This is a genomic window from Pseudomonas sp. Snoq117.2 (genome assembly GCF_900110545.1).
In the GTDB taxonomy this organism is placed as follows: Bacteria; Pseudomonadota; Gammaproteobacteria; order Pseudomonadales; family Pseudomonadaceae; genus Chryseomonas; species Chryseomonas benzopyrenica.
The window spans coordinates 24,404-47,496 of the sequence record NZ_FOED01000015.1; the positions used below are offsets into that span (position 1 = coordinate 24,404).

At 65.7% G+C, this 23,093-nt stretch carries 22 protein-coding genes; 12 read left to right on the forward strand and 10 right to left on the reverse strand.

Going from position 1 to position 23,093, the window contains the following annotated elements; genetic code table 11:
* The 4 genes from BMZ43_RS22565 to tkt all read left to right on the forward strand — a co-directional run.
* The coding region (locus BMZ43_RS22565) for a paraquat-inducible protein A (RefSeq protein ID WP_177344852.1) at positions 1–165 on the forward strand (165 nt) is incomplete at its 5' end.
* Positions 149–1,795, forward strand: a complete 1,647-nt coding sequence (locus tag BMZ43_RS22570; protein ID WP_093253447.1) for a PqiB family protein — start codon at positions 149–151, stop codon at positions 1,793–1,795. The genes BMZ43_RS22565 and BMZ43_RS22570, both read left to right, overlap by 17 nt.
* Positions 1,792–2,391, forward strand: coding sequence for a PqiC family protein (locus BMZ43_RS22575; RefSeq protein ID WP_064308170.1), 600 nt, complete (start codon positions 1,792–1,794; stop codon positions 2,389–2,391). The genes BMZ43_RS22570 and BMZ43_RS22575 overlap by 4 nt, the downstream gene beginning before the upstream one ends.
* Before the next feature lie 83 nt (positions 2,392–2,474).
* A complete protein-coding gene (gene tkt / locus BMZ43_RS22580) occupies positions 2,475–4,472 on the forward strand; it encodes a transketolase (RefSeq protein ID WP_093256874.1) in 1,998 nt (665 codons plus the stop codon).
* A gap of 69 nt (positions 4,473–4,541) precedes the next feature.
* Here the strand turns inward: tkt and BMZ43_RS22585 are convergent, their stop codons facing one another.
* The 7 genes from BMZ43_RS22585 to nrdH all read right to left on the reverse strand — a co-directional run bounded on the left by BMZ43_RS22585 (position 4,542) and on the right by nrdH (position 12,641).
* Positions 4,542–6,407, reverse strand: a complete 1,866-nt coding sequence (locus tag BMZ43_RS22585; RefSeq protein ID WP_093256879.1) for a type VI secretion system Vgr family protein — start codon at positions 6,405–6,407, stop codon at positions 4,542–4,544.
* A gap of 87 nt (positions 6,408–6,494) precedes the next feature.
* On the reverse strand, positions 6,495–7,031 hold the full coding sequence (locus BMZ43_RS22590; protein ID WP_017639465.1) for a methylated-DNA--[protein]-cysteine S-methyltransferase: 537 nt from the start codon (positions 7,029–7,031) through the stop codon (positions 6,495–6,497).
* Positions 7,028–8,566, reverse strand: a complete 1,539-nt coding sequence (locus BMZ43_RS22595) for a DNA-3-methyladenine glycosylase 2 (protein ID WP_017639466.1) — start codon at positions 8,564–8,566, stop codon at positions 7,028–7,030. Before BMZ43_RS22595 ends, BMZ43_RS22590 begins: the two co-directional genes overlap by 4 nt.
* A 321-nt stretch (positions 8,567–8,887) precedes the next feature.
* On the reverse strand, positions 8,888–9,868 hold the full coding sequence (gene nrdF, locus BMZ43_RS22600; protein ID WP_305881738.1) for a class 1b ribonucleoside-diphosphate reductase subunit beta: 981 nt from the start codon (positions 9,866–9,868) through the stop codon (positions 8,888–8,890).
* A gap of 10 nt (positions 9,869–9,878) precedes the next feature.
* A complete protein-coding gene (gene nrdE / locus BMZ43_RS22605; protein ID WP_093256886.1) occupies positions 9,879–12,020 on the reverse strand; it encodes a class 1b ribonucleoside-diphosphate reductase subunit alpha in 2,142 nt (713 codons plus the stop codon).
* Positions 12,002–12,406, reverse strand: a complete 405-nt coding sequence (gene nrdI, locus BMZ43_RS22610; RefSeq protein WP_017639469.1) for a class Ib ribonucleoside-diphosphate reductase assembly flavoprotein NrdI — start codon at positions 12,404–12,406, stop codon at positions 12,002–12,004. The genes nrdE and nrdI overlap by 19 nt, the downstream gene beginning before the upstream one ends.
* 10 nt (positions 12,407–12,416) lie before the next feature.
* The gene (gene nrdH / locus BMZ43_RS22615) at positions 12,417–12,641 is read right to left on the reverse strand and encodes a glutaredoxin-like protein NrdH (RefSeq protein WP_017639470.1); all 225 of its coding nucleotides are present in this window, start codon (positions 12,639–12,641) and stop codon (positions 12,417–12,419) included.
* 462 nt (positions 12,642–13,103) lie between these two features.
* Between nrdH and epd the strand changes: the two genes are divergently transcribed.
* The 5 genes from epd to fba all read left to right on the forward strand — a co-directional run bounded on the left by epd (position 13,104) and on the right by fba (position 17,050).
* Complete coding sequence (gene epd / locus BMZ43_RS22620) at positions 13,104–14,147, forward strand: erythrose-4-phosphate dehydrogenase (RefSeq protein ID WP_017639471.1); 1,044 nt, start codon at positions 13,104–13,106, stop codon at positions 14,145–14,147.
* Between the two features lie 27 nt (positions 14,148–14,174).
* Positions 14,175–15,338 (forward strand): phosphoglycerate kinase, encoded by a 1,164-nt coding sequence (locus tag BMZ43_RS22625; protein WP_017639472.1) that lies wholly within the window; start codon positions 14,175–14,177, stop codon positions 15,336–15,338.
* A gap of 5 nt (positions 15,339–15,343) precedes the next feature.
* On the forward strand, positions 15,344–15,541 hold the full coding sequence (locus tag BMZ43_RS22630) for a hypothetical protein (protein ID WP_064308165.1): 198 nt from the start codon (positions 15,344–15,346) through the stop codon (positions 15,539–15,541).
* On the forward strand, positions 15,538–15,867 hold the full coding sequence (locus BMZ43_RS22635) for an MliC family protein (RefSeq protein WP_064308164.1): 330 nt from the start codon (positions 15,538–15,540) through the stop codon (positions 15,865–15,867). Before BMZ43_RS22630 ends, BMZ43_RS22635 begins: the two co-directional genes overlap by 4 nt.
* 118 nt (positions 15,868–15,985) lie before the next feature.
* The gene (gene fba, locus BMZ43_RS22640; RefSeq protein WP_059316498.1) at positions 15,986–17,050 is read left to right on the forward strand and encodes a class II fructose-bisphosphate aldolase; all 1,065 of its coding nucleotides are present in this window, start codon (positions 15,986–15,988) and stop codon (positions 17,048–17,050) included.
* Positions 17,051–17,133: 83 nt separating this feature from the next.
* Here fba and BMZ43_RS22645 read toward each other — a convergent pair whose 3' ends face one another.
* Together BMZ43_RS22645 and BMZ43_RS22650 are read right to left on the reverse strand one after the other, a co-directional pair.
* On the reverse strand, positions 17,134–18,087 hold the full coding sequence (locus BMZ43_RS22645; protein ID WP_093256890.1) for a nucleoside hydrolase: 954 nt from the start codon (positions 18,085–18,087) through the stop codon (positions 17,134–17,136).
* A 56-nt stretch (positions 18,088–18,143) separates the two neighbouring features.
* On the reverse strand, positions 18,144–18,398 hold the full coding sequence (locus BMZ43_RS22650; protein WP_007161283.1) for a YebG family protein: 255 nt from the start codon (positions 18,396–18,398) through the stop codon (positions 18,144–18,146).
* 316 nt (positions 18,399–18,714) lie between these two features.
* Between BMZ43_RS22650 and BMZ43_RS22655 the strand changes: the two genes are divergently transcribed.
* Positions 18,715–20,208, forward strand: a complete 1,494-nt coding sequence (locus BMZ43_RS22655) for a lipid II flippase MurJ (RefSeq protein ID WP_093256894.1) — start codon at positions 18,715–18,717, stop codon at positions 20,206–20,208.
* A 287-nt stretch (positions 20,209–20,495) separates the two neighbouring features.
* Positions 20,496–21,710: an NAD(P)-dependent oxidoreductase gene (locus BMZ43_RS22660; RefSeq protein ID WP_177344853.1), complete on the forward strand. Its 1,215-nt coding sequence runs from the start codon at positions 20,496–20,498 to the stop codon at positions 21,708–21,710.
* 43 nt (positions 21,711–21,753) lie between these two features.
* On the opposite strand, the gene BMZ43_RS22665 is transcribed toward BMZ43_RS22660, so the two are convergent.
* Positions 21,754–22,446 (reverse strand): HAD-IA family hydrolase, encoded by a 693-nt coding sequence (locus BMZ43_RS22665; protein WP_093256901.1) that lies wholly within the window; start codon positions 22,444–22,446, stop codon positions 21,754–21,756.
* A 412-nt stretch (positions 22,447–22,858) separates the two neighbouring features.
* Here BMZ43_RS22665 and BMZ43_RS22670 point away from each other — a divergent pair, with 412 nt between their 5' ends.
* A complete protein-coding gene (locus BMZ43_RS22670; RefSeq protein ID WP_017639480.1) occupies positions 22,859–23,068 on the forward strand; it encodes a cold-shock protein in 210 nt (69 codons plus the stop codon).
* Positions 23,069–23,093 lie beyond the last annotated feature (25 nt).

A 23,093-nucleotide genomic window follows, 5' to 3' on the forward strand; every position in this document is an offset into this window, starting at 1 on the left:
GCCCTGGTCTCGGCGCTGGTGCACTTCGGTGCCCTGAGTTCGGCGGCGCCGCGCCTGGGTATCGTGTTCTTTGGTTTCGTGGTGGTGCTGACGATGCTCGCCGCGATGAGTTTCGATCCCCGCTTGATCTGGGATGCAGAGGTGAACGATGACGGACAGGCATGAACCCGACGCCCTGGCGCCTACCCCCGAGGTACGCCGCAGTCGCTGGAGCGTATCGCTGATCTGGCTGGTGCCCATCGTGGCGGCCCTGATCGGGCTGTCCATGGTGATCCACAGCTGGGCCTCGCGCGGACCGACCATCACGGTGACCTTTCTCACCGCCGAAGGCCTGGAAGCCGGCAAGACCCAGGTCAAGTACAAGAACGTGGTGATCGGCACCGTCAGCGACATCCAGCTGGCGCCGGATCGCAATCGGGTGATCACCACCATCGAACTGGAAAAGTCCGCCGAGGGCTTCGCCACCAAGGACGCGCGCTTCTGGGTGGTGCGACCGCGCTTCGGCGTCAACGGCGTCTCTGGAGTCGATACACTGCTGTCAGGTGCCTTTATCGGCGCCGACATCGGTGACTCTACTGAGTCTAAGCGCGACTTCCGCGGCCTGGAGCAGCCGCCGGCGCTGATCCACGGCGCCTCGGGCAAAAGATTTATCCTAACCGCCGACGACATCGGTTCCCTGGACGTCGGCTCGCCCGTCTACTATCGGCGCATCCAAGTCGGCCGGGTGGTGTCCTTCCACCTCAACGAGGACGGCAAGGGCGTCAGCGCCCAGATCTTCGTCGATTCGCCCTACGACCGCTTCGTCACCGCCAACAGCCGCTTCTGGAACGCCAGCGGGGTCGATGTCTCGCTCAGCGCCGGTGGTCTCAAGCTCAAGACCCAATCCTTGGCCACAGTCGCCGCCGGCGGCATCGCCTTCGTCACCCCCGAGTGGCCCAAGGATCCACAGGAGGCCCAGGAAGACCAGAGTTTCACCCTGTTCGACGACCAGACCAGCGCCCTGGCCCCGCCGGATGGCGAGCCCATCTATGTGCGCATGAGATTCCAGCAGTCGCTGCGTGGCCTCGCCACCGATGCACCGGTCGAATTCCTCGGTCTGAACGTGGGCCGAGTGGTGTCTCTGACCCCGGACTACGACGAGAAGAAGGACGACTTCTCACTGATCGTCGGCGCGGTCATCTATCCCCAGCGGCTGGGCGATATTGGCAAGCACTTTGAGGCCGAGAATCGCGACGGCAAGCTGTTCGCCGGCTGGGTGGCCCGTGGCCTGCGCGCCCAGGCCCGTACCGGCAACCTGCTGACCGGACAGCTCTACATTTCCGTCGACTTCGTGCCCAACGCGCCCAAGGTGGCCTTCGATCCCCAGGCCAAGCCGCTGGTGATCCCCACCGTTACCGGTAGCTTCGATCGCCTGCAGGAGCAGATGGCCGGCATCGTCAACAAGATCGACAAGATCCCCTTCGATTCCATCGCCAAAAATCTCGATACCAGCCTGGCGCAGCTCGGCGGCACCCTCAAGCAGCTCAACGCCGGCGTCCTGCCGCAGCTGACCACCACCCTGATGGGCGTGCAGCAGCTCACCGGCAGCGCCAGCCAGAGTCTGGGCGCCGACTCGCCGGTGCAGCAGAACCTGACCCAGACCCTCGAAGAGATGCAGCGCATGGCGCGCTCCCTGCGCGTGTTCGGCGACTACCTCGGCCGCCATCCGGAATCCCTGATCCGCGGTCTGGTGACCGATCCGCCGCCCAAGTTCGAACCGGGCTCCCGCGATCCCGCCAAAGGAAAATTGCAATGAAGCGCCTGACCTGCCTGGCTCTGCCCCTGCTGCTGGCCGCCTGTTCGTCCAAGGCGCCGCTCAACTACCACACCCTGACCAGTGCCGCGGAGCCCGCTGCCAGTGGTCGCGCGGCCAGCTTTCGCTTCGCCCTACAGGGCGTTTCGGTGCCGCCGCAGGTGGATCAGCCGCAGCTGGTGATCCGCCAAGGCGAGGGCATCGCCCTGCTGGAAAACGAGCGCTGGATCGCCCCCCTGGCCGACGAGGTCCGCAGTGCGCTGTCCGCCGACCTGTCCCGGGACCTGGGTACCCTGGACCTGGGCGATGCCCCCCGTGGCAGCGGCGCACCGGTGCTGCGCATCAAGGTGGATCTGCAGCGCTTCGATTCGCAGCCTGGACGTGGGGTCCAGCAGGATGCGCTCTGGACCCTGCGGTTGGCCGAGCCCGGGGGCGAGCGGGTGCTTACCTGCGGCAGCCGGATCAGCCAGCCCGCCGGCGGCTCCTATGCCGAGGTCGTCACGGCGCATCGCCAGGCGCTGAGCGCCCTGGCCAAGCGCATCGAGCCGGTCGCCCAGGCCTTCGTGGCCGACGGCGATACGATCTGCCCGGCGGGCTGAGGCGACCGCGCCGATTGCTGGAAGTGCCCTGGCTGAGCGAAAATGGCCGCCCTTTCGCTCTGCCTCTGCCAGGAGACACCGCAATGCCCAGCCGTCGTGATCGAGCCAACGCCATCCGTGCCCTCAGCATGGATGCCGTGCAAAAGGCCAACAGTGGCCACCCCGGCGCCCCCATGGGTATGGCCGATATCGCCGAAGTGCTCTGGCACGATCAGCTCAAGCACAACCCTGGCAATCCCCAGTGGGCCGACCGTGACCGCTTCGTGCTGTCCAACGGCCACGGCTCCATGCTCATCTATTCGCTGCTGCACCTGTCCGGCTACGACCTGTCCATCGACGACCTGAAGAATTTCCGTCAACTGCACAGCAAGACCCCGGGCCACCCCGAGTACGGCTACGCCCCGGGCATCGAGACCACCACCGGTCCGCTGGGCCAGGGCATCGCCAACGCCGTGGGCTTCGCCCTGGCGGAAAAGGTCATGGCCGCCCAGTTCAACCGCGATGGCCACCAGATCGTCGACCACCATACTTACGCCTTCCTGGGCGATGGCTGCATGATGGAAGGCGTCTCCCACGAGGCCTGCTCCCTGGCCGGCACCCTGGGTCTGTCCAAGCTGATCGCCTTCTATGACGACAACGGCATCTCCATCGATGGCGAGGTCGAAGGCTGGTTCACCGACGACACCCCCAAGCGCTTCGAGAGCTATGGCTGGCAGGTGATCCGCAACGTCGACGGCCATGACGCCGACGAGATCCAGACCGCCCTGGACACCGCGCGCAAGAGCGACAAGCCCACCCTGATCTGCTGCAAGACCGTGATCGGCTACGGCGCCCCGCACAAGCAGGGCAAGGAAGAGTGCCACGGCGCGCCCCTGGGCAACGACGAGATCCAGGCCGCGCGCGAGCTGCTCGGCTGGTCCCATGCGCCCTTCGAGATTCCCGCCGACATCTATGCCGAGTGGAGCGCCCGGGAACGCGGCGCCGCCGCCGAGGCCGAGTGGAACGAGCGATTCGCCGCCTACGCCCAGGCCCATCCGCAGCTGGCCGCCGAGTTCAAGCGCCGCATGGCCGGTGACCTGCCCGCCGACTTCGCCGAGCGCGCCGCCGCCTTCATCCAGGACGTCGCCAGCAAGGGCGAGACCATCGCCAGCCGCAAGGCCAGCCAGAACGCCCTGCAATTCTTTGGTCCGCTGCTGCCCGAGCTGCTCGGCGGTTCCGCCGACCTGGCCGGCTCCAACCTGACCCTGTGGAAGGGCGCCAAGGGCGTCACCGCCGAAGACGCCAGCGGCAACTATGTCCACTACGGCGTGCGTGAATTCGGTATGAGCGCCATCATGAACGGCGTCGCCCTGCACGGCGGCCTGGTGCCCTACGGCGCCACCTTCCTAATGTTCATGGAATACGCCCGCAACGCGGTGCGTATGTCGGCGCTGATGAAGCAGCGGGTGCTCTATGTCTTCACCCACGACTCCATCGGCCTCGGCGAAGACGGCCCCACCCACCAGCCGGTGGAGCAGCTGGCCTCGCTGCGCTACACCCCCAACCTGGACACCTGGCGTCCGGCCGACGCGGTGGAGTCCGCCATCGCCTGGACCTCGGCCCTGGAGCGTCGCGACGGTCCCAGCGCGCTGATCTTCTCCCGCCAGAACCTGACCCACAGCGTGCGTGACGCCGCCACCCTGGGCAACGCCGCCCGTGGCGGCTACGTGCTCAAGGACTGCGTGGGCGAACCCGAGCTGATCCTCATCGCCACCGGCTCCGAAGTCGGCCTGGCGGTGCAGGCCCATGATCGCCTGACCGCCGAAGGTCGCCAGGTGCGCGTGGTCTCCATGCCCAGCACCAGCGTCTTCGACCGCCAGAGCCCCGAGTACCGCCAGCAGGTCCTGCCGGTGGAAGTCGGCGCGCGCATCGCCATCGAGGCCGGCATCGCCGACTTCTGGTACAAGTACGTCGGTCTCGACGGTCGTATCATCGGCATGCACACCTACGGCGAATCTGCTCCGGCGGCGGCGCTGTTCGAGCACTTCGGCTTCACCCTGGACAACGTCCTGGCGGTCGCCGGCGAGTTGCTGGAAGACTGAGTCCTGCCGCGACAAAAGAAAAAGCCACGCTGAAGCGTGGCTTTTTTATGCCCGGGATTCAGCGCCTGCTCAGGGATTCACCCGGATGCTCGGCCCTGCCAGGGTGACCCCGGCGGCCTCCAGCTGCACGAAGCTGCCGCCGGCCTTGAGGGTCAGGCGGGCGCCGGCTTCCAGGACGATCTTCTGGCCACTGTGCAGCCGGATCTCGCTGCCGGCCTCGACCAGCAGGCTGGCGTCCAGCCGCAGGTGCTGACTCTCGCCGATGTCCAGGTGGTCGTCGGCGCGCACCTCGCTGCGGCGCTCGCCCCGGGTGATGCGGTGTTCCTCGGCGTGGAATTCGCTGTAGCTGTTGCCGCGGATGCGCTCATGGCGCGCGTGGCCGATCTCGCTGCGGTGATCGTGGCCGATGCGTTCGTCCCAGTCGCGCTGGGCGTGGACATGGATCTCTTCCTGACCCCCTTGATCCTCGCTGCGCAGTTCGTTGTAGCCATTGCCGCCGGGGCTGCTGAGACTCTTGAAGGTGCTGCGGGTCTTGTCCCGGGGCAGCTCCAGCGGTGGGCGATGCTCGGCGTGGTACAGGCAGCCGATCACCAGGGGTTGGTCGGGATCCCCCTCGAGAAAGCCGACCAACACCTCCATGCCGATCCGCGGCACCGCCAGGGCGCCATGGCCGTCACCCGCCCAGCCGCTGGCGACCCGCAGCCAGCAGCTGCTGCGCTCATCGGCCTGGCCCTGGCGATCCCAGTGGAATTGCACCTTGATCCGGCCCAGGGCATCGCAATGGATGTCCTCGCCGGCCGGTCCGGTGACCACGGCGCTCTGGGCACCCAGCAGCCTGGGCCTGGGATGGCGCAGGGGCAGGCGGAAGGGCTGCGTCCAGGGCCGGGCGACAAAGCTGTTGCGATAGCCCTGGCGCCAGCCGTCGGCCGGGATGGCGTCGGCAGCGTCTTCCTCCAGGACCTGCGGCTGGCGACCCTGGTGCTGGATCTCGGTCAGCAGCCAGAGCTGATTCCAGTCGGCGCGCGGGTGCTGTTCCAGCGGCAGGAAATACCCGCTCACCAGGCTGGGCTGGTCGCTCGCCCCCTCGGCCTGAACGGCGTCCCCTCGCAGGCGCTCCAGGCGCCGGCTGCTCAGGCGCTGGCCGGTAGCGCGATCGGTGAAGCGGCCGGGAAAGCCATAGTCTTCCAGCGCGGGCTGGGCCGCGGCGTCCGCACTGCTGTGCAGGCGCAGCCGAGGTTGCAATGGGTCGTGATCGCCCAGGGTCGCGGCGCTGCTGCGGATCTGCAGGCCGACCGCCAGGCGACTGATCACGGGTTCCTCCGCCACCAGGCCGCTGCCGGGCCGATAGCGGGTGGCACCCAGCCGCGCAAAGCCGGTGGCGTCATCGCCAAACACCAGCACATGGCCGTCGCGGCGATGCTGGTGGTGAAAGTGCAGGCCCTCTTCCTCGCAGAGGCGGGTCAGAAAGGCCAGATCGCTTTCGCCGTACTGCACGCAGTAGTCGCGCGGCGGATAGCGCGTCGGCCCCAGGGCGAAGCGATAGTCGCCGTCGAGGATGCCGTGCTCCTCGAGCAGCTGCGCCAGGATCTCGGGCACGGCGAGTCCCTGGAAGATGCGGGAATTGACGCGGTGGGCCAGGCTGGCCAGGCGCGGTACCAGTTCGGCGCGATAGCGGGTCAGGCGCCGACCGGTATCGCCCTGGGCCACGGCAGCGAGCTGGCCGTGGATGCCTTGGTCACCCGGACCCAGGGCGAGAAAGGCGGGCCGCTGCAACAGCGCTTCCAGCGGCCAGTCCGGGCGCTCGCTGACCAGCTCGAGCTGGAAGCGATAGGGCTGGCCGATGGCCTCGTGGCCGTCGAAGGCGAGTACCTGGAAATCCTGGGCGACGCCGTCCAGCGTCAGGGTGAAGAGTGGGGTATTGGCTGAGCTGAACATCGCATCGCGTCCTTGCGAATCGAAAGTTCCAGTGTGCGCTACAGGGTTGCACCGGCTCAAGGGCTGAAAGCCTCATTCTAGAGCCTTTTAGCAGGCAGATTCTGGCGCAGTGCCAGGCAGGGAGGCGGCGAAGAGATCCCGCGGCGGCGGCAGCGCGCCTTCCAGCTCCAGCAGGAATTGCTTGGTCGGCAGGCCGCCGCCAAAGCCGGTGAGGGCGCCGGACGCCCCTATCACCCGGTGGCAGGGCAGCACGATGGGCAAGGGATTGCGGCCATTGGCGGCGCCCACCGCGCGCATCGCCTGGGGTCGGCCGAGATGGCTGGCGAGTTGACCATAGCTCCAGGTCTGGCCGTGGGGGATCTCCGCCAGGGCCTGCCAGACCGCCAGCTGGAAGGGGGTGCCGCGCGGTGCCAGCGGCAGCTCGAACGTCTGGCGTTGGCCGGCGAAGTACTCACCGAGCTGTACGCGGGCCAGGTCGAGGATGGGGTGATCGGCGGCGCTCCAGCTGGCGTCACGCTTGGCCAGGTAGCGATTCTCGGGAAATTCCACCACGCGCAGGCCACTGTCGTCGGCGGCCAGGGTGAGCGTACCTATGGGGCTGTCCAGCAGGCAGTAGGCGATCATCGGGGCGACTCCTTGGCGAGACGGGTGGGAACGGGTTCGGCGGGGGCGTCGGCGGGCGCCTTCCAGGTGGCTTCGCGCCAGACCTGCATCACCCCGTAGGCACGCCAGGGTCGCCAGGCTTCGGCGCGGGCATACAGGGCCTTGGCGGTCAGGCGCTCGCCGGGCGGCGCCAGGCGCTTCTGCAGCACCAGGTCTTCCACCGGACAGGCATCGGGATGGGCGAGGGCGCGCAGGGCGATGTACTGGGCGGTCCAGGGCCCTATGCCCTTGAGCGCGATCCAGCGCCGGGCGAAATCGTCCAGGGTGCGGCCGGTGTCGAAGTCCACCTCGCCGGCGCGCAGCGCTCTGGCTACCGTACCCAGGGTACCGGCGCGGGCGCGGATCAGGCCGAGGCCGGTGAGGTCTTCCAGGGCCGCATCGGCCAGGGCGTCCACCGTGGGAAAGAAGTGGTGCAGACCGGCGGGTGGTCGACTGGCCTCGTGACCGGGCTCGCCCCAGGGGCGGCCGAAGCGCTTTACCACTCGGGCGGTCATGGTGGTGGCCGCCACCACGCTGACCTGCTGGCCGATGACGGCGCGCACGGCGATCTCGAAGCCGTCCCAGCCGCTGGGCAGGCGCAGGCCGGGCCGGCGCGCCACCAGTTCGGCCAGGGTTGGATCGATCGCCAGGCCCTGGGCGATGGCTTCGGGATCGGCGTCCAGATCGAACATGCGGCGGATGCGCGCCACCGCGGCCTGCAGCTCCCTAGGCGCGGCGCCGTGCAATTCCAGGCGCAGCGCCGGCGTGTCGGCGTCCCAGGCCGAGACGCGCAGCCAGCCCGGCTGCTCGGGGGTACCGATCACCCGGGCGTAGCTGTGGTCATCCAGCACCTCGACGCCGGGCAGGGCGTGGCCACGGAGGAAATCCAGCTGGGCGGCGAAGTCGTAGGGCGGACGATAGGCCAGGCGCAGGACCAGCACGGGCGAAGCCGCGGCCTGACCCTTGCGCACCTGACTGGGGGCCAGGCTGTAGGCGTCGCGAAAGGCGGTGTTGAAGCGTCTGAGACTGCCGAAGCCGGCGGCCAGGGCTACCTCGGTGATGGGCAGCCGGGTCTCGCTGAGCAATTGCTTGGCGAACAGCAGTCGGCGGGTGGTGAGCACCGCCAGGGGCGCGGCGCCCAGGCGCTCGACGAACAGCCGGCGCAACTGGCGTTCGCTGAGGTCGAGGCGGGCGGCGAGGGCGGGCAGACCGCCGTCGTCCAGGCCCTCGTCCATCAGCCGCAGGGCCCGCGCCAGGGTGGCATCGCCGCGTTGCCAGTGGCCGCTGGCGGGGGAGAGCTCCGGGCGGCATCTCAGGCAGGGGCGATAGCCCGCTGCCTCGGCGGCTGCGGCGCTGGGGTAGTAGCTGACGTTTTCCGGGCGTGGCGGTTGCGCCGGACACACCGGCCGGCAATAGATGCCGGTGGTGAGCACCGCGGTGTAGAACAGGCCGTCGAAACGCGGGTCGCGCGCCAGGCGGGCGCGTTCGAAGGCGGGAACATCGGGGAAGGCGTTCATGGCGGCAGGTTAGCACCGCCGGGGAGGGGTGACTGGCCGTTTTCGGACGGGACCGCCGAGGTAGAGAGCTGTCGCGGCCATGGGCGGGCAGGCCAATAGAGCAGCTGTGCTATCGCGGCCATGGGCCGCTCCTACAAAAGCAGCACTGCCCTGTAGGAGCGGCCGCATCGGCGGACCGCCATGGCCGCGATAAGCCGTATTACTTAGCGTCGTAGCGTGGAAAACGGCGCAGCCTTTTCCACTGGGACTTCGTCGCGCGGGACACCCTCACCCCAACCCTCTCCCAGGGGGAGAGGGGGCTGGTCGGAGCAGGAGGTTGGCTCAGAAATCCCAATCCTCATCCTCGGTACTGACCGCCTTGCCGATGACATAGGACGAACCCGAGCCGGAGAAGAAGTCGTGGTTCTCGTCGGCGCTGGGCGACAGGGCGGCGAGGATCGCCGGGCTGACGTCGGTCATGCTGCTGGGAAACAGGGCCTCGAAGCCCAGGTTCATCAGCGCCTTGTTGGCGTTGTAGTGAAGGAATTTCTTCACGTCCTCGCTCCAGCCCACGCTGTCGTAGAGGTCCTCGGTATAGGCCACCTCGTTGTCATAGAGATCCTGCAGCAGCTCGTAGGCGAAGTCCTTGACCTGCTGGCGGCGCTCCGGCGTTTCCTTGGCCAGGGCCTGCTGGAATTTGTAGCCGATGTAGTAGCCGTGCACCGCCTCGTCGCGAATGATCAGGCGGATCAGGTCGGCGGTATTGGTCAGTTTGGCGCGGCTGGACCAGTACATCGGCAGGTAGAAGCCCGAATAGAAGAGGAAGGATTCCAGGAAGACGCTGGCCACCTTGCGCAGCAGCGGGTCCTCGGCGTGGTAGCGCGCCAGGATCAGGTCGGCCTTGGTCTGCAGATAGGGATTCTCCTCGCTCCAGCGATAGGCCTCGTCCACGTCCGGCGTCGAGCAGAGGGTGGAGAAGATCGAGCTGTAGGAGCGCGCATGGACCGCTTCCATGAAGCCGATGTTGGCGATCACCGCTTCCTCGTGGGGGGTGACGGCATCGGCCAGCAGGGTCGGAGCGCCCACGGCATTCTGGATCGTGTCCAGCAGGGTCAGGCCGGTGAAGACGCGGATGGTCAGCTGCTGCTCCTTGGGCGTCAGGGTCGCCCAGGAGGGGATGTCGTTGGACAGCGGGATCTTTTCCGGCAGCCAGAAGTTGCCGGTCAGGCGATTCCATACCTCCAGGTCCTTCTCGTCCTGCAGGCGGTTCCAGTTGATGGCGTTGATGCGATTCAGGCGCGGGGCGTTCATAGCTGCATTCATGACCTTTTCCTCACAGGCTGCAGGACACGCAGCCCTGCACCTCGGTGCCTTCCAGGGCAGCCTGGCGCAGGCGGATGTAATAGAGCGTCTTGATGCCCTTCTTCCAGGCGTAGATCTGCGCCCGATTGATGTCGCGGGTGGTGGCGGTGTCGCGGAAGAACAGCGTCAGCGACAGCCCCTGGTCGACATGGCGGGTGGCCTCGGCATAGGTATCGATGATCTTTTCCGGGCCGATCTCGTAGGCGTCCTGGTAATACTCCTGGTTGTCGTCGGCCAGGTAGGGCGCCGGGTAGTAGACGCGGCCCAGCTTGCCTTCCTTGCGGATCTCCACCTTGGCAACGATGGGGTGAATGCTCGAAGTGGAGTGGTTGATATAGGAGATCGAGCCGGTGGGCGGGATGGCCTGGAGGTTGCGGTTGAACAGCCCGTGCTGCATCACCGAGGCCTTGAGTTCCTGCCAGTCGGCGCGGGTCGGCAGGTGGATGCCGGCCACCTCGAACAGCTCGGCCACCCGTGGGGTACGGGGGGTGAAGTCGCCCTCGGTGTACTGGTCGAAATAGGCACCGCTGGCGTACTTGGAATCGGCGAAGCCCTGGAAGCTCTGGCCGCGTTCGATGGCCAGGCGATTGGAGGCGCGCACCGCGTGGTAGGTGACGGTGTAGAAGTACAGGTTGGTGAAATCCAGGCCTTCCGCCGAGCCGTAGTGGATGTGCTCGCGGGCCAGGTAACCGTGCAGGTTCATCTGCCCCAGGCCGATGGCGTGGGAGGCGGCGTTGCCGGCGGCCACCGAGGGTACGCAGCGAATGTCGCTCATTTCCGAGACCGCGGTTAGGCCGCGGATGGCGGTTTCCACGGTGCGGCCCAGGTCCGGCGAATCCATGGTTCGGGCGATGTTCAGCGAGCCCAGGTTGCAGGAGATGTCCTGGCCGATGTGCGCGTAGCCGAGGTCTTCGTCGAAACGGCTGGGGGTGTTGACCTGTAGGATCTCCGAGCAGAGGTTGCTCATGTTGATGCGCCCGGCGATGGGGTTGGCCCGATTCACCGTGTCTTCGAACATCAGGTAGGGATAGCCGGACTCGAACTGGATCTCCGCCAGGGTCTGGAAGAATTCCCGGGCATTGATCTTGCGCTTGCGGATGCGCGCATCGGCGACCATCTCCGCGTATTTCTCGCTGACGCTAATGTCGGCGAAGGGCACGCCATAGACCCGTTCCACGTCATAGGGCGAGAACAGGTACATGTCGGCATTGCGCTTGGCCAGCTCGAAGGTGATGTCCGGGATGACCACGCCGAGGGACAGGGTCTTGATGCGGATCTTCTCGTCGGCGTTCTCGCGCTTGGTGTCGAGGAACCTGAGGATGTCCGGGTGGTGGGCGTTGAGATAGACCGCCCCGGCGCCCTGGCGCGACCCCAGCTGGTTGGCGTAGGAGAAGGCGTCTTCCAGGAGCTTCATGATCGGGATGATGCCGGAGGACTGGTTCTCGATGCGCTTGATCGGTGCCCCGACCTCGCGCACGTTGCTCAGCAGGAAGGCCACGCCGCCGCCGCGCTTGGAGAGCTGCAGCGCCGGATTCAGCGCGCGGCCGATGGACTCCATGTTGTCTTCGATACGCAGCAGGAAGCAGGACACCAGCTCGCCACGCTGGCGCTTGCCGGCGTTGAGAAAGGTCGGGGTGGCCGGTTGGAAGCGCCCGCTGATCATCTCGTCCACCAGGGACTCGGCCAGGCGTTCGTCACCGCGCGCCAGGCTCAGGGCGACCATGCACACCCGGTCTTCGTAGCGTTCCAGGTAGCGCTGGCCGTCGAAGGTCTTGAGGGTGTAGCTGGTGTAGTACTTGAAGGCGCCGAGAAAGCTCTGGAAACGGAATTTGTAGGCATAGGCGCGCTCGAACAGCGCCTTGACGAAGGCCGGGGTGTACTGCTCCAGTACCGCCGCCTCGTAGTAGCCCTTGTCCACCAGGTAGCCGAGTTTCTCGTCCAGGTTATGGAAGAACACCGTGTTCTGGTTGACGTGCTGGAGGAAGTACTGCCGCGCCGCCTGGCGGTCCTTGTCGAGCTGCAGCTCGCCATTGGGACCATAGAGATTGAGCATGGCGTTAAGTGCGTGATAGTCCGCGTCGCTGCCGGTCGGGGTCAGGCCTGACGTTGCCAAAAGTCGTTCACTCCCGTGCGCACTCGGTCGACGTCTTCCGTCGTGCCGAGCAATTCGAATTGGTAGAGCAAGGGCACCGCGCATTTCTGGGCGACGATGCGTCCACCCAGGCAGTAGCCCTCGCCGAAGTTGGTGTTGCCGGCGGCGATGACGCCGCGGATCAGGGCCCGGTTGTGCGGATCGTTGAGAAAGTGGATCACCGGCTTGGGCACCGCGCCCTTGCTGCCGCCGCCGCCATAGGTCGGCAAGATCAGGATGTAGGGCTCGCGGGCCTTGAGCGGTTCGGCGGCGGGATCCTGGGGAATGCGCCGCGCCGGCAGACCGAGTTTCTCGACGAATCTGTGGGTGTTCTCCGAGGTGCTGGAGAAATACAGCAGCTCACCCATGGCCCTGGCCTCAGGCCACCAGCTGACCGAGCTTGTCCGGGCGGAAACCGGCCCAGTGGTCGTCACCGGCCACCACCACCGGCACCTGGCGATAGCCCAGGGACTCCACGGTCTGGCGCGCCTGGGCATCCTGCTCGATATCCACCACCTCATAGGTGATCCCCTGACGGTCCAGGGCGCGATAGGTGGCGTTGCATTGCACGCAGGCAGGCTTGCTGTAGATGGTGATGGTCATGGCTGACTCCTGTCCTCAGTGTGGCGAACTCAAGGGAAAAAGCCTGACGCCAGCCGGCGTTTGCCGTGGCGGCACGGGTCTTCTCGTTGGAGCTCGTCTTGGGTCTCAAGTTCGGTCCAGATACTACATATGGTGTTTTGCAATTTCTACAGCACAACAAGTAGGGTTTTTGATCCAGGTCATGGCTCTGCTCTATCAGCTTTCGATGACCGTTTCTGCTAGGGCATCGCAGGCCGGCCGGTAGTCCTGCTTCCCTGGGAGCTACCTCTATCTGTTCACGGCAGACAACGCTCCGACCCGGATACCGCAGGACGCCCAAGCCAGACGGTGGAATTTTTCTGCCTCTGCCAAGGAGGGCGCTTTTTTGTAGTGAGAAAGGCCGGTGGGCTACCCTGGCGACTCCCATTCGTCGTCGAACAGCCGCATAATCGGCCTTTCGCTTGCGCCCGAGTCCGTTCACGCATGAGTTCCGCTCGCTATCGCCTCGCTCTCAACGGCTACGGTCGCATCGGTCGTTGCGTGTTGCGTGCGTTGCACGAGCGCGGCGCGGCTACCGAGCTCGCCATCGTCGCCCTCAACGACCTGGCCGACCGGCCCAGCCTGGAATACCTCACCCGCTTCGATTCCACCCATGGCCGCTTTCCCGGCCGGGTCGCGCTAGAGGGTGAGCGCCTGCGCATCGGCGACCAAGCCCTAGAAATCCGCCGCGAGGCCGAACCCGAGCGGGTCGACTGGGCGGCGCTGGACGTCGATCTGGTGCTGGAATGCTCCGGTGCCTTCAGTACCCGCGCCGAGGCCGGGCGCTTTCTGGCCGCCGGTGCGCCGCGGGTGCTGTTCTCCCAGCCCATGGTCAGCGAGACCGACGTGGACGCCACCGTGGTCTACGGCGTCAACCAGCTGAGCCTGCGCGGCGACGAGACGCTGGTCTCGAATGCCTCCTGCACTACCAACTGCAGTGTCCCGGTGCTGAAACTTTTGCACGAGACCCTGGGTCTGGAGTACGTCTCCATCACCACGATCCACTCGGCCATGAACGACCAGCCCGTGATCGACGCCTACCATGCCGAAGATCTGCGGCGGACGCGTTCGGCGTTCCAGTCGATCATCCCGGTGGCGACCGGCCTGGCGCGGGGCATCGAACGCCTGCTGCCGGAGCTCGGCGGGCGCATCCAGGCCCGCGCCGTGCGTGTGCCCACGGTCAATGTCTCCTGCCTGGACATCACCTGCATCGTCCGCCAGGACACCACCGCGCCGGCGCTCAACACCCTGCTGCGTGACGCCGCCCAGAGTGGCCCCCTGGCCGGGCTGATCGACTACACCGAGTTGCCCCACGCCTCCTGCGATTTCAACCACGATCCCCATTCCGCCATCGTCGATGGCAGCCAGACCCGCGTTTCCGGCCCCCGGCTGGTCAACCTGCTGGTCTGGTTCGACAACGAATGGGGCTTCGCCAACCGCATGCTCGACGTCGCCGGCCATTGGCTGCGCATCGCCAAGCCCACCTGAAACAAGCACAACTAAGGGATTGCCTGTATGTCCGTGTTGAAAATGAGCGACCTCGATCTGAAGGGTAAGCGCGTCCTGATTCGCGAAGACCTCAACGTTCCGGTGAAGGAAGGCCAGATCAAGAGCGATGCCCGCCTGGTCGCCGCCCTGCCGACCCTCAAGCTGGCCCTGGAAAAGGGTGCCGCGGTGATCGTCTGCTCGCACCTGGGCCGTCCCACCGAAGGCGAATTCAGCGAAGAGAACAGTCTGGCGCCGGTCGCCGCCTACCTGAGCAAGGCCCTGGGCCGCGAGGTACCGCTGGTGAAGGACTACCTGGACGGCGTCCAGGTCGAGCCGGGTCAGCTGGTGCTGCTGGAGAACGTGCGCTTCAACAAGGGCGAGAAAAAGAACGCCGATGAGCTGGCGAAGCAATACGCCGCCCTGTGCGACGTCTTCGTCATGGATGCCTTCGGCACCGCCCACCGCGCCGAGGGCTCGACCCATGGCGTGGCCAAGTTCGCCAAGGTCGCCGCGGCCGGTCCGCTGCTGGCTGGCGAGCTGGACGCCCTGGGCAAGGCGCTGGGCAATCCCGCCCGCCCGATGGCCGCCATCGTCGCCGGCTCCAAGGTCTCCACCAAGCTGGACGTGCTCAATTCCCTGGCGCAGATCTGCGACCAGCTGATCGTCGGCGGCGGCATCGCCAACACCTTCCTGGCCGCGGCCGGCTACAAGGTCGGCAAGTCGCTGTACGAAGCCGATCTGGTGGACACCGCCAAGGCCATCGCCGCCAAGGTCAGCGTTCCGCTGCCGGTGGACGTGGTGGTCGCCAAGGAGTTCGCCGAGACCGCCGAAGCCGTCACCAAGTCCATCAACGACGTGGCCGACGACGACATGATCCTCGACATCGGCCCGGTCAGCGCCCAGCAATTCGCCGACCTGCTGAAATCGGCCAAGACCATCCTCTGGAACGGTCCGGTGGGCGTCTTCGAATTCGATCAGTTCGGCGAAGGCACCCGCACCCTGGCCCAGGCCATCGCCGACAGCGACGCCTTCTCCATTGCCGGCGGTGGCGACACCCTGGCCGCCATCGACAAGTACGGCATCGGTGAGAAGGTCTCCTATATCTCCACCGGTGGTGGCGCCTTCCTCGAATTCGTCGAGGGCAAGGTCCTGCCGGCCGTCGAAGTCCTCCAGCAACGCGCCCAGGAGTAATCGCCATGCGTACGCCGCTGCTCGTCTGTTCCGCTGTCTTCATGCTGGCCGGTTGCGCCGGCGGCAATGCCGACAAGGCCTGCGCGGTGTTCGCGCCGCCCCCTGCGGCGGCCGCCACGCCCACGGCGCAGAACGGCGAGCGCGTCGATACGCTCACCGGTAACGCCAACGCTGGTCGTCCCACCAGCGGCTGCGCCCAGTGAAGGGGCGTACGTTCGCCCTCGGTCTGCTGGGTCTCGCCCTGTTGGCCGGCTGTGCCGGCCGCAGCGCGCCGCAGACCGGCGGCTGGACGCACTGGGTCTGCGATTCCAAGGCGGCCTTCGACTGGCGCTATGTGGATCGCAGCCAGTCCATCGTCGACCTCAAGCTGGAAGGCGATGGCCTGATCCGTCATCTCAACCGCGAACCGGCCACCGATGGCCAGTCCTATACCGATGGGCTGGTGGCTTTCCATATTCGTGGCGACCAGGGGCTCGTCTACTGGATCGCCAACAACGACCTCATCGGCCGCGGCTGCCGGACGCCTTGAACCGGCGAATGTCAGCTGAACCGATTAATCCACAGCGGCCAGGGGTCGGCCGCTTGAACCCTGCCAGCCGCTCATGCAGGCTGGCGCCACCACCGCCTTTGTAGGGAGATAATCACCAATGGCACTCGTCAGCATGCGTCAGCTGCTGGATCACGCCGCCGAATTCGGCTACGGCGTCCCGGCCTTCAACGTCAACAACCTCGAGCAGATGCGCGCCATCATGGAAGCCGCCGACAAGACCGATTCGCCGGTCATCGTTCAGGCCTCCGCCGGTGCCCGCAAGTACGCCGGCGCTCCCTTCCTGCGGCACCTGATCCTGGCCGCGGTGGAAGAATTCCCGCACATCCCCGTGGTCATGCACCAGGACCACGGCACCACCCCCGACATCTGCCAGCGCTCCATCCAGCTGGGCTTCTCCTCGGTGATGATGGACGGCTCGCTGATGGCCGATGGCAAGACACCGTCCGACTACGACTACAACGTGCGCGTCACCCAGCAGACCGTGGCCTTCGCCCATGCCTGCGGCGTGTCCGTGGAAGGCGAGCTGGGTTGCCTGGGCAGCCTGGAAACCGGCATGGCCGGTGAAGAAGACGGCGTGGGCGCCGAAGGTACCCTGGATCACAGCCAGCTGCTGACCGATCCGGAAGAGGCCGCCCAGTTCGTCAAGGCCACCAAGGTCGACGCCCTGGCCATCGCCATCGGCACCAGCCACGGCGCCTACAAATTCACCAAGCCGCCGACCGGGGATACCCTGTCGATCCAGCGCATCAAGGAAATCCATGCGCGCATCCCGGACACCCACCTGGTCATGCACGGCTCCAGCTCGGTGCCCCAGGAGTGGCTGAAGATCATCAACGAGTACGGTGGCGACATCAAGGAAACCTACGGCGTGCCGGTCGAAGAGATCGTCGAAGGCATCAAGTACGGCGTCCGCAAGGTCAACATCGACACCGACCTGCGTCTGGCCTCCACCGGTGCCATCCGCGAGTTCATGGCCAAGAACCGCAGCGAGTTCGATCCGCGCAAGTACCTGGCCAAGACCGTGACCGCCATGCGCGAAGTCTGCATCGCCCGTTACGAAGCCTTCGGCACCGCTGGCCAGGCCTCCAAGATCAAGCCGATCTCCCTGGATGCCATGTTCGAGCGTTATGCCCGTGGCGAACTGGATCCCAAGGTCAACTGATCCGGGATGTAGAAAAGGCCCCGCAAGGGGCCTTTTTTTATGCCTGTCGATCGCTTGGAGTCCGAACGGTGGCGCGTTACCCCTTACCGCTCGGTTGCGGTCAGGACCTCTTCCATCCAGGCCACCATGCCTGCGCCGTCCATGCCCAGGCAGACCCTTACCAGCGGATTGCCGGACCAGCGCCCGTCCAGGTAGGCACGACCCTCGGGCGCGAAGAAGGTCTGGCCTTCCGCCAGGCCTTCGGTACCAACGCTGAGATGGCCGCGCGCGGTGTGGAACAGTTCGGGGCGCCGTAGGTAGGCGAGGGCGCAGCTGTCATGGGGATGGCAGCCGTCGATGTCCTTCACGCTGCGGTAGAAGTCCGCATAGAAGTCATAGCTGCGGGCGAGTACCTCACCCAGGGCGCCCTGACGCGCGGCGATGCGCTGCAGGCGTGGCGGGTCGAGCACGGCGCGGTGGGTGGCATCCAGGCCAACCAGGGTCAGCGGCCAGGCGGCGGCAAAGACCCGCGCCGCGGCATGGGGGTCGGAAAAGATGTTGGCTTCGGCCACCGGCGTGACGTTGCCCGGCTCGACGATGGCGCCGCCCATCACCACCACCTCGCGGACGCGGTCGGCGACCGTGGGATCCAGCGCCAGGGCGAGGGCCAGGTTACCCAGCGGCCCGACCGCTACCAGGGTGATCTCACCCGGTCGCAGGCGGGTCTGCTCGACGATGAAGCGTGCGGCGTCCAGGGCGTGGGGCACCTGGCGCGGCGCGGGGAGCTGCTGATTGCCCAGGCCATCCTGGCCATGCACGTGCAGGGCATGATTGCCGGCCGGCTTGACCAGGGGTTCGGCGACACCGGCGGCGACGGGCGTGTCCCGGCCCGCCAGCTCGGTGAGCAGCAGGGCGTTACGGGTCGCCGTGCTGACCGGCACGTTGCCGAAGGTCGTGGTCAGGCCGATCACCTCGAAGGCGGGATCGGCAAACAGCAGGGCGATAGCCTGGGCGTCGTCCACGCCAGGATCGGTATCGAAGATGATGGGAAGGGACAAGAGGCTTTCTCCGGCTCAGATCTCTTCCCAGGCTACCCGAGGGGCAGCGCCTCTCGCTAGCTAGGCAGGTCCAACTCGCCCAGCGCATCCGGCTGGTTGCGAAACGCCCGGGCAAAGACTTCGCGGTTGCGGGCCATGAACAGCCCCAGGTCTTCGCACTGCTTTTCGGCAAGACCGGGGACGGCCTTGTCCAGCACACTGGCGAGCGACTCGGCCAGCTCCAACATTTTATCGTGACGATCGGCTTCGGCTTTATCCATGAACAGGCGCTCCGGATCTCGGCTGCTGCGATACAACACTTCGACGGCCATGCGTCACCTCGTATTCTGTATCTGGTTATATATACAGTAGTTGGCTTGCCGCCCGATTGCAAGGGCTACCGCTCGGCGGTCAGGGCGCAACCAGTCATGGCAATTTGCCAATCGTTCGACATTTCTGCATGTCTCTGGAATTGCCTCGGGAAACTTAAGCGCGGAAGCTGGTCTTTGAGTCTGGACCAAACGGGCAGCTCTGCCCGCCTTTATCCGGATCACCTCTGGCTCACGGAACGAGACCGCCCATGCCTGCCATCTTTATTCGTCCGCTTATTGCCGCACGTGGCCTGCCTGGGTCGACCGAGGTGCGGGCGTGAGTTCGACCCTGATCATCCTAGCCATCACCGTCGCCAGCTTCCTGCTGGGATTCCTGCGCGACCTGCTGATCGCCCGGCAATTCGGCGTGAGCTGGGAAGCCGACCTGATCTTTGTCGCCCTCATCCTGCCGGTGTTCTTCGAAAGCTTCTTCGGCCTCGCCCTGCGCGATGCCATGATTCCCTATCTGCAACGCATCCGTGACCGCTGCAATACCCAGTACGAGCAGGTCGGTCGCTGGCTGTACTGGCGTATCGGCCTGTTCGGTCTCCTGCTGTCAGTGATCGGTGTCCTCGCCAGTCCCTGGCTGATGCATGCCCTGGCCCCGGGTTGGAGCGACGAGCAGGTCGAGACCGGCAAGCTGGTCTTTGCCGTCGGTACCCTGCTGATCTGCGTGCAGGCCATCCTCTATTGCCAGGGCGCGCTGCTCAACCTGGACCGCATCTTCATCCTGCCAATGACCCGGACGCTGATGCTCAACCTGGGCGCCATCCTGGCCATCGTCATCCTGCAGCCGAGCGGCATCGCCCTGTTCATCGGCATGCTGCTGCCCCAGGTATTGCTGATCGTCATCCAGCATCGGCGGCTGGGCTATCTCGGCCAGCGTTCGGTGGCCTTCGAGAAGCCCGCGGGCAGTCCCTTCGCCGTGACCTTCGCCCCGGTGTTGCTCGCCGCCGGGGCCCAGCAGGGCTGCATGCTGGCCGAGCGCTTCTTCGCCTCCCTGCTGGCGGAAGGCAACATCACCATGCTGTCCTTCTCCTACCGCATCGTGACCATTCCGCTCACGCTCTATGCGCTGTCCATCCTGGCGATGATCTTTCCCGAGCTGACCCGCAGCTGGAACGAGGGCAATGCCGACAAGTACGCCGCGCTGATGCGCAAAGCGCTGCTCGGTACCCTGCTGTTCCTGGTGCCGGCCTCGGTGGTGCTGTTCAGCTATTCGGAGCCGGTGGTCAAGGTCCTGCTGGAGCGCGGTGCCTTCGGGGCCGAGCAGAGCGCGGCGACCGCGACCCTGGTGGTGGCCTATGCCATAGGTCTGCCCTGGATGGGGCTGGCCCTGCTGTGGGGCCGGGCCCTGCTGTCCCAGCAGCGCGCCAAGACCTTCCTCTATGCCACCCTGGCCAGTTCCTTCATCACCGTGGCCCTGGATGCCGCGCTCTATCAGCCGTTCGGCGCCCAGGGACTGGCCTATTCCTTTACCACCGGCGCCTTCCTGCAGGCCGTGTTCATGGCGCTGGCACTCTATCGTCATTCCCTCGCCGGGCTGCACCTGTCGCTGCTGCTGCGCTGGTTGGGCGCCGGCTGCGCCGTGGCCCTGCTGAGTGTGCTGTTGCCCAAGCCTGTCGGTCTGCTGGAGCTGATCGTCAGCATCAGCGTGGCGATGCTGGGCCTTCTACTGCTGTTGCTGGTCCTAGGCGAACGTGATCTGTTCCGCCGCGGCTATTGGGCGCGCGGTGAGGCCAGCACGGAGCGCGCAGAACCGACGAGTTGAACGGCCGTCACTGGACGGCAAGGAAAAAGATGGCGATCTGCAGCCATTGATCGCTATCTGTTACGAAGTCATGAATTTTTGCTTTGGCTTCGAGTCGCACGGAAAGATTGATCCCAGTCAAAGAATTTCTGATGGAAGTGGTTTTTCCATTTGCAAGAGATCGGACACGTCGTTGGGATCGGCACTTCGCATGGTGGCTTTGCTCGCTACCGACATTCTCTTTGAAAGGAATCGATCCTATGTCCTCCCAATCCCCTGTCACCCGTATCGGCATCGTCGGTACCGGCATGATCTCGCGCTGCCTGGCCCGGCTCATCAGTCGTCACTATGACGACATGACCGTGACCCGCGTCCTGACCCGCCGGCCCATCGCCACGGTTACCGACTATCCGCTGACCGAGGCGCTCACCCAGTCGGTGGCGGATCTCATCGATCATTGCGACCTGCTGGTGGAGTGCAGCGGCGATCCCTACCACGGCACCGAGATCATCGAGCGCGCCTTCGAGGCCGGCATCAAGGTGGTCACCATCAATGCCGAGCTGCAGGTGACGACGGGCTCCTACCTGGCGGGCAAGGGCTTTCTCACCGAGGCCGAGGGCGACCAGCCGGGTTCGCTGGCGGCGCTGCACGAAGAAGCGGTGCAGATGGGCTTCAAGCCGCTGGTCTACGGCAACATGAAGGGCTATCTGAACCACAACCCGACCCCGGAAGACATGGCCTACTGGTCCGCGCGCCAGGGCACCAGCGTCGACCAGACCACCTCCTTCACCGATGGCACCAAGGTGCAGATCGAGCAGGTGGTGGTCGGCAACAACTATGGCGCCACCATCACCCGCCAGGGGCTGGAGGGCCTGAATTCGACCAATCTGCAGGACAGCGCGAACATCCTGGCGCAGATGGCCGAGCAGCTGGGCACGCCCATCGTCGACTACGTGATCCCGAGCGGCTATTCCGCCGGTGGCGTCTTCGTCGTCGGTCGCCATGACGAAGACCAGGCCGGCGCCATCGAATACTTCAAACTGGGCAAGGGTCCCTACTATGTCCTGGTACGCCCCTTCCACCTCTGCTCCCTGGAAGTCGGCAAGACCCTGCGTCGCATCATCGCCGGTGGCAAGATCCTGCTCAACAACTCCACCACGCCGACCCTGAGCGTGGCCGCCATCATGAAGAAGCCCATGGCAGCTGGCGACATCATCGAGCGCGGCATCGGTGGCTACAGCGTGCGCGGCGAAGCGGTGAAGATCGCCGAGTGCCCGGATCACCTGCCGATCGGTCTGCTCAAGCACAGCGTGCTCAAGCGCGCCATGGAACCCGGCCAGATCGTCACCTTCGACGACGTCGAACTGGCACCCAGCCGCGCCCTGGACATCGTTCTGCAACAGCATCGCGAGGCGATCCATCGCCAGCTGCTGGAAACCCAGCTGAGCGAGCCGGCCTGGAACACGGCTGCCGACCTGGCACCGATGGCGCTGCCCAAGGCGGTGGGGGCGGTCCTGTCCTGATTCCGCTGCGGCGAAAAGCGAAGGGGCCCTGAGGGCCCCTTTTTCATTGCCCGTCGGTGGCGGCTGCGCGGAGGCGGGCGACGGTCGCGGGCAGTTCATCCATGTGGGCGATCAGGGCGGTCACGCCCAGGGCGCTCAGGGTGTCGCCGTGGTTCGGCGGAATGTGGCTGGCACCGGTGAAGCCGATGACCCGCATGCCGGCGGCCAGGGCCGCACGCGCGCCGGTGGCGCTGTCTTCGATCACCAGGCAGCGCTCTGGCGCGACGCCCAGGGTCTTGGCCGCGAGCAGGTAGACATCCGGCGCCGGCTTGGGCTGGGCCACCATGTCGGCGCTGAAGATATGGCCCGCCACCCGATCCACCAGGTCCGCCCGGCGCACCGAGGATTCAACGCTGTGGCTGAGGCTGTTGGAGGCCACCGCCAACGGTAGATCAATGCTTTCCAGGGCACGTTTCACCCCGGGAATGGGTTCGACGCTGCTGGCGATCAGGGTCTCGGCCTGGGCGCGCAGCTCGCTGAACAGCGTGGGCGGCAGGGTGATGCCGAAGCGCTGTTCGACCAGCGCGAAGATGTCCCGGGTGGTCAGGCCGAAGGTGCCGTGCAGCAGGGCTTCGAGTTCGTCACGCGGTGCGTGGGCGGCCAGACCGTCGAGGACGACGCGTTCGGCGAGGATCTCGCTGTCGACCAGTACGCCATCGCAATCGCTGATCAGCAGTTCCACAGGGGTAAGGTTCATCGGTATTCCTTGCAGGGGGATTTCACGGTCGGGGCAGTGGATCTCGTGCCTTTCGACAGCTGTGGCGGGAAGCGCAAAGGCAGGCGTGGCGGTGATTCCGGGGTGCTGCCCAGGCGGTCGAAAACAGGCTTGTCGGTGCCTTTCGAAAGGGCGTAAAACGCGCTTTGTCCAAAACGAATTCGGCCTCCGGAGGGTAATCGCTTTCCAGAAAAATATGGCGTAGAGTTCGAGAACTGTGTTTGCTTGGGTCGCCGTCGATCGTGACCTGAGGCGGTAGGCTCTTCGTCCACCCCTTGCTGCTCGATTCTTGTTACTCCTTGCAACTCAGTACCAGGCGTCTGGTCAATGCAACGCACTGCCGCGCCAGCACGTGTCAATAACAAACCCGTTATTCCAAGGAGCAACACCCGTCATGTCGAATCGTCAGAACGGCACCGTCAAGTGGTTCAACGAAACCAAAGGCTACGGCTTCATTACTCCCGAAAGCGGTCCGGACGTGTTCGTGCACTTCCGCGCCATCGAAGGCACTGGTTTCAAGACCCTGGCTGAAGGCCAGAAGGTCAGCTTCGAAGTCGTGCAAGGCCAGAAGGGCATGCAGGCAGAGCGCGTACAGGTCATCTGACACCTGACGTCGCCCGAAGCTCACG

What these genes read in the sequence shown, in the direction of transcription:
- BMZ43_RS22570 (WP_093253447.1), top strand. Translation starts at nt 149, where the DNA reads ATGACGGACAGGCATGAACCCGACGCCCTGGCGCCTACCCCCGAGGTA.
- BMZ43_RS22575 (WP_064308170.1), top strand. Translation starts at nt 1,792, where the DNA reads ATGAAGCGCCTGACCTGCCTGGCTCTGCCCCTGCTGCTGGCCGCCTGT.
- tkt (WP_093256874.1), top strand. Translation starts at nt 2,475, where the DNA reads ATGCCCAGCCGTCGTGATCGAGCCAACGCCATCCGTGCCCTCAGCATG.
- BMZ43_RS22585 (WP_093256879.1), bottom strand. Translation starts at nt 6,407, where the DNA reads ATGTTCAGCTCAGCCAATACCCCACTCTTCACCCTGACGCTGGACGGC.
- BMZ43_RS22590 (WP_017639465.1), bottom strand. Translation starts at nt 7,031, where the DNA reads ATGATCGCCTACTGCCTGCTGGACAGCCCCATAGGTACGCTCACCCTG.
- BMZ43_RS22595 (WP_017639466.1), bottom strand. Translation starts at nt 8,566, where the DNA reads ATGAACGCCTTCCCCGATGTTCCCGCCTTCGAACGCGCCCGCCTGGCG.
- nrdF (WP_305881738.1), bottom strand. Translation starts at nt 9,868, where the DNA reads ATGAATGCAGCTATGAACGCCCCGCGCCTGAATCGCATCAACGCCATC.
- nrdI (WP_017639469.1), bottom strand. Translation starts at nt 12,406, where the DNA reads ATGGGTGAGCTGCTGTATTTCTCCAGCACCTCGGAGAACACCCACAGA.
- nrdH (WP_017639470.1), bottom strand. Translation starts at nt 12,641, where the DNA reads ATGACCATCACCATCTACAGCAAGCCTGCCTGCGTGCAATGCAACGCC.
- epd (WP_017639471.1), top strand. Translation starts at nt 13,104, where the DNA reads ATGAGTTCCGCTCGCTATCGCCTCGCTCTCAACGGCTACGGTCGCATC.
- BMZ43_RS22625 (WP_017639472.1), top strand. Translation starts at nt 14,175, where the DNA reads ATGTCCGTGTTGAAAATGAGCGACCTCGATCTGAAGGGTAAGCGCGTC.
- BMZ43_RS22630 (WP_064308165.1), top strand. Translation starts at nt 15,344, where the DNA reads ATGCGTACGCCGCTGCTCGTCTGTTCCGCTGTCTTCATGCTGGCCGGT.
- fba (WP_059316498.1), top strand. Translation starts at nt 15,986, where the DNA reads ATGGCACTCGTCAGCATGCGTCAGCTGCTGGATCACGCCGCCGAATTC.
- BMZ43_RS22650 (WP_007161283.1), bottom strand. Translation starts at nt 18,398, where the DNA reads ATGGCCGTCGAAGTGTTGTATCGCAGCAGCCGAGATCCGGAGCGCCTG.
- BMZ43_RS22660 (WP_177344853.1), top strand. Translation starts at nt 20,496, where the DNA reads ATGATCTCGCGCTGCCTGGCCCGGCTCATCAGTCGTCACTATGACGAC.
- BMZ43_RS22665 (WP_093256901.1), bottom strand. Translation starts at nt 22,446, where the DNA reads ATGAACCTTACCCCTGTGGAACTGCTGATCAGCGATTGCGATGGCGTA.
- BMZ43_RS22670 (WP_017639480.1), top strand. Translation starts at nt 22,859, where the DNA reads ATGTCGAATCGTCAGAACGGCACCGTCAAGTGGTTCAACGAAACCAAA.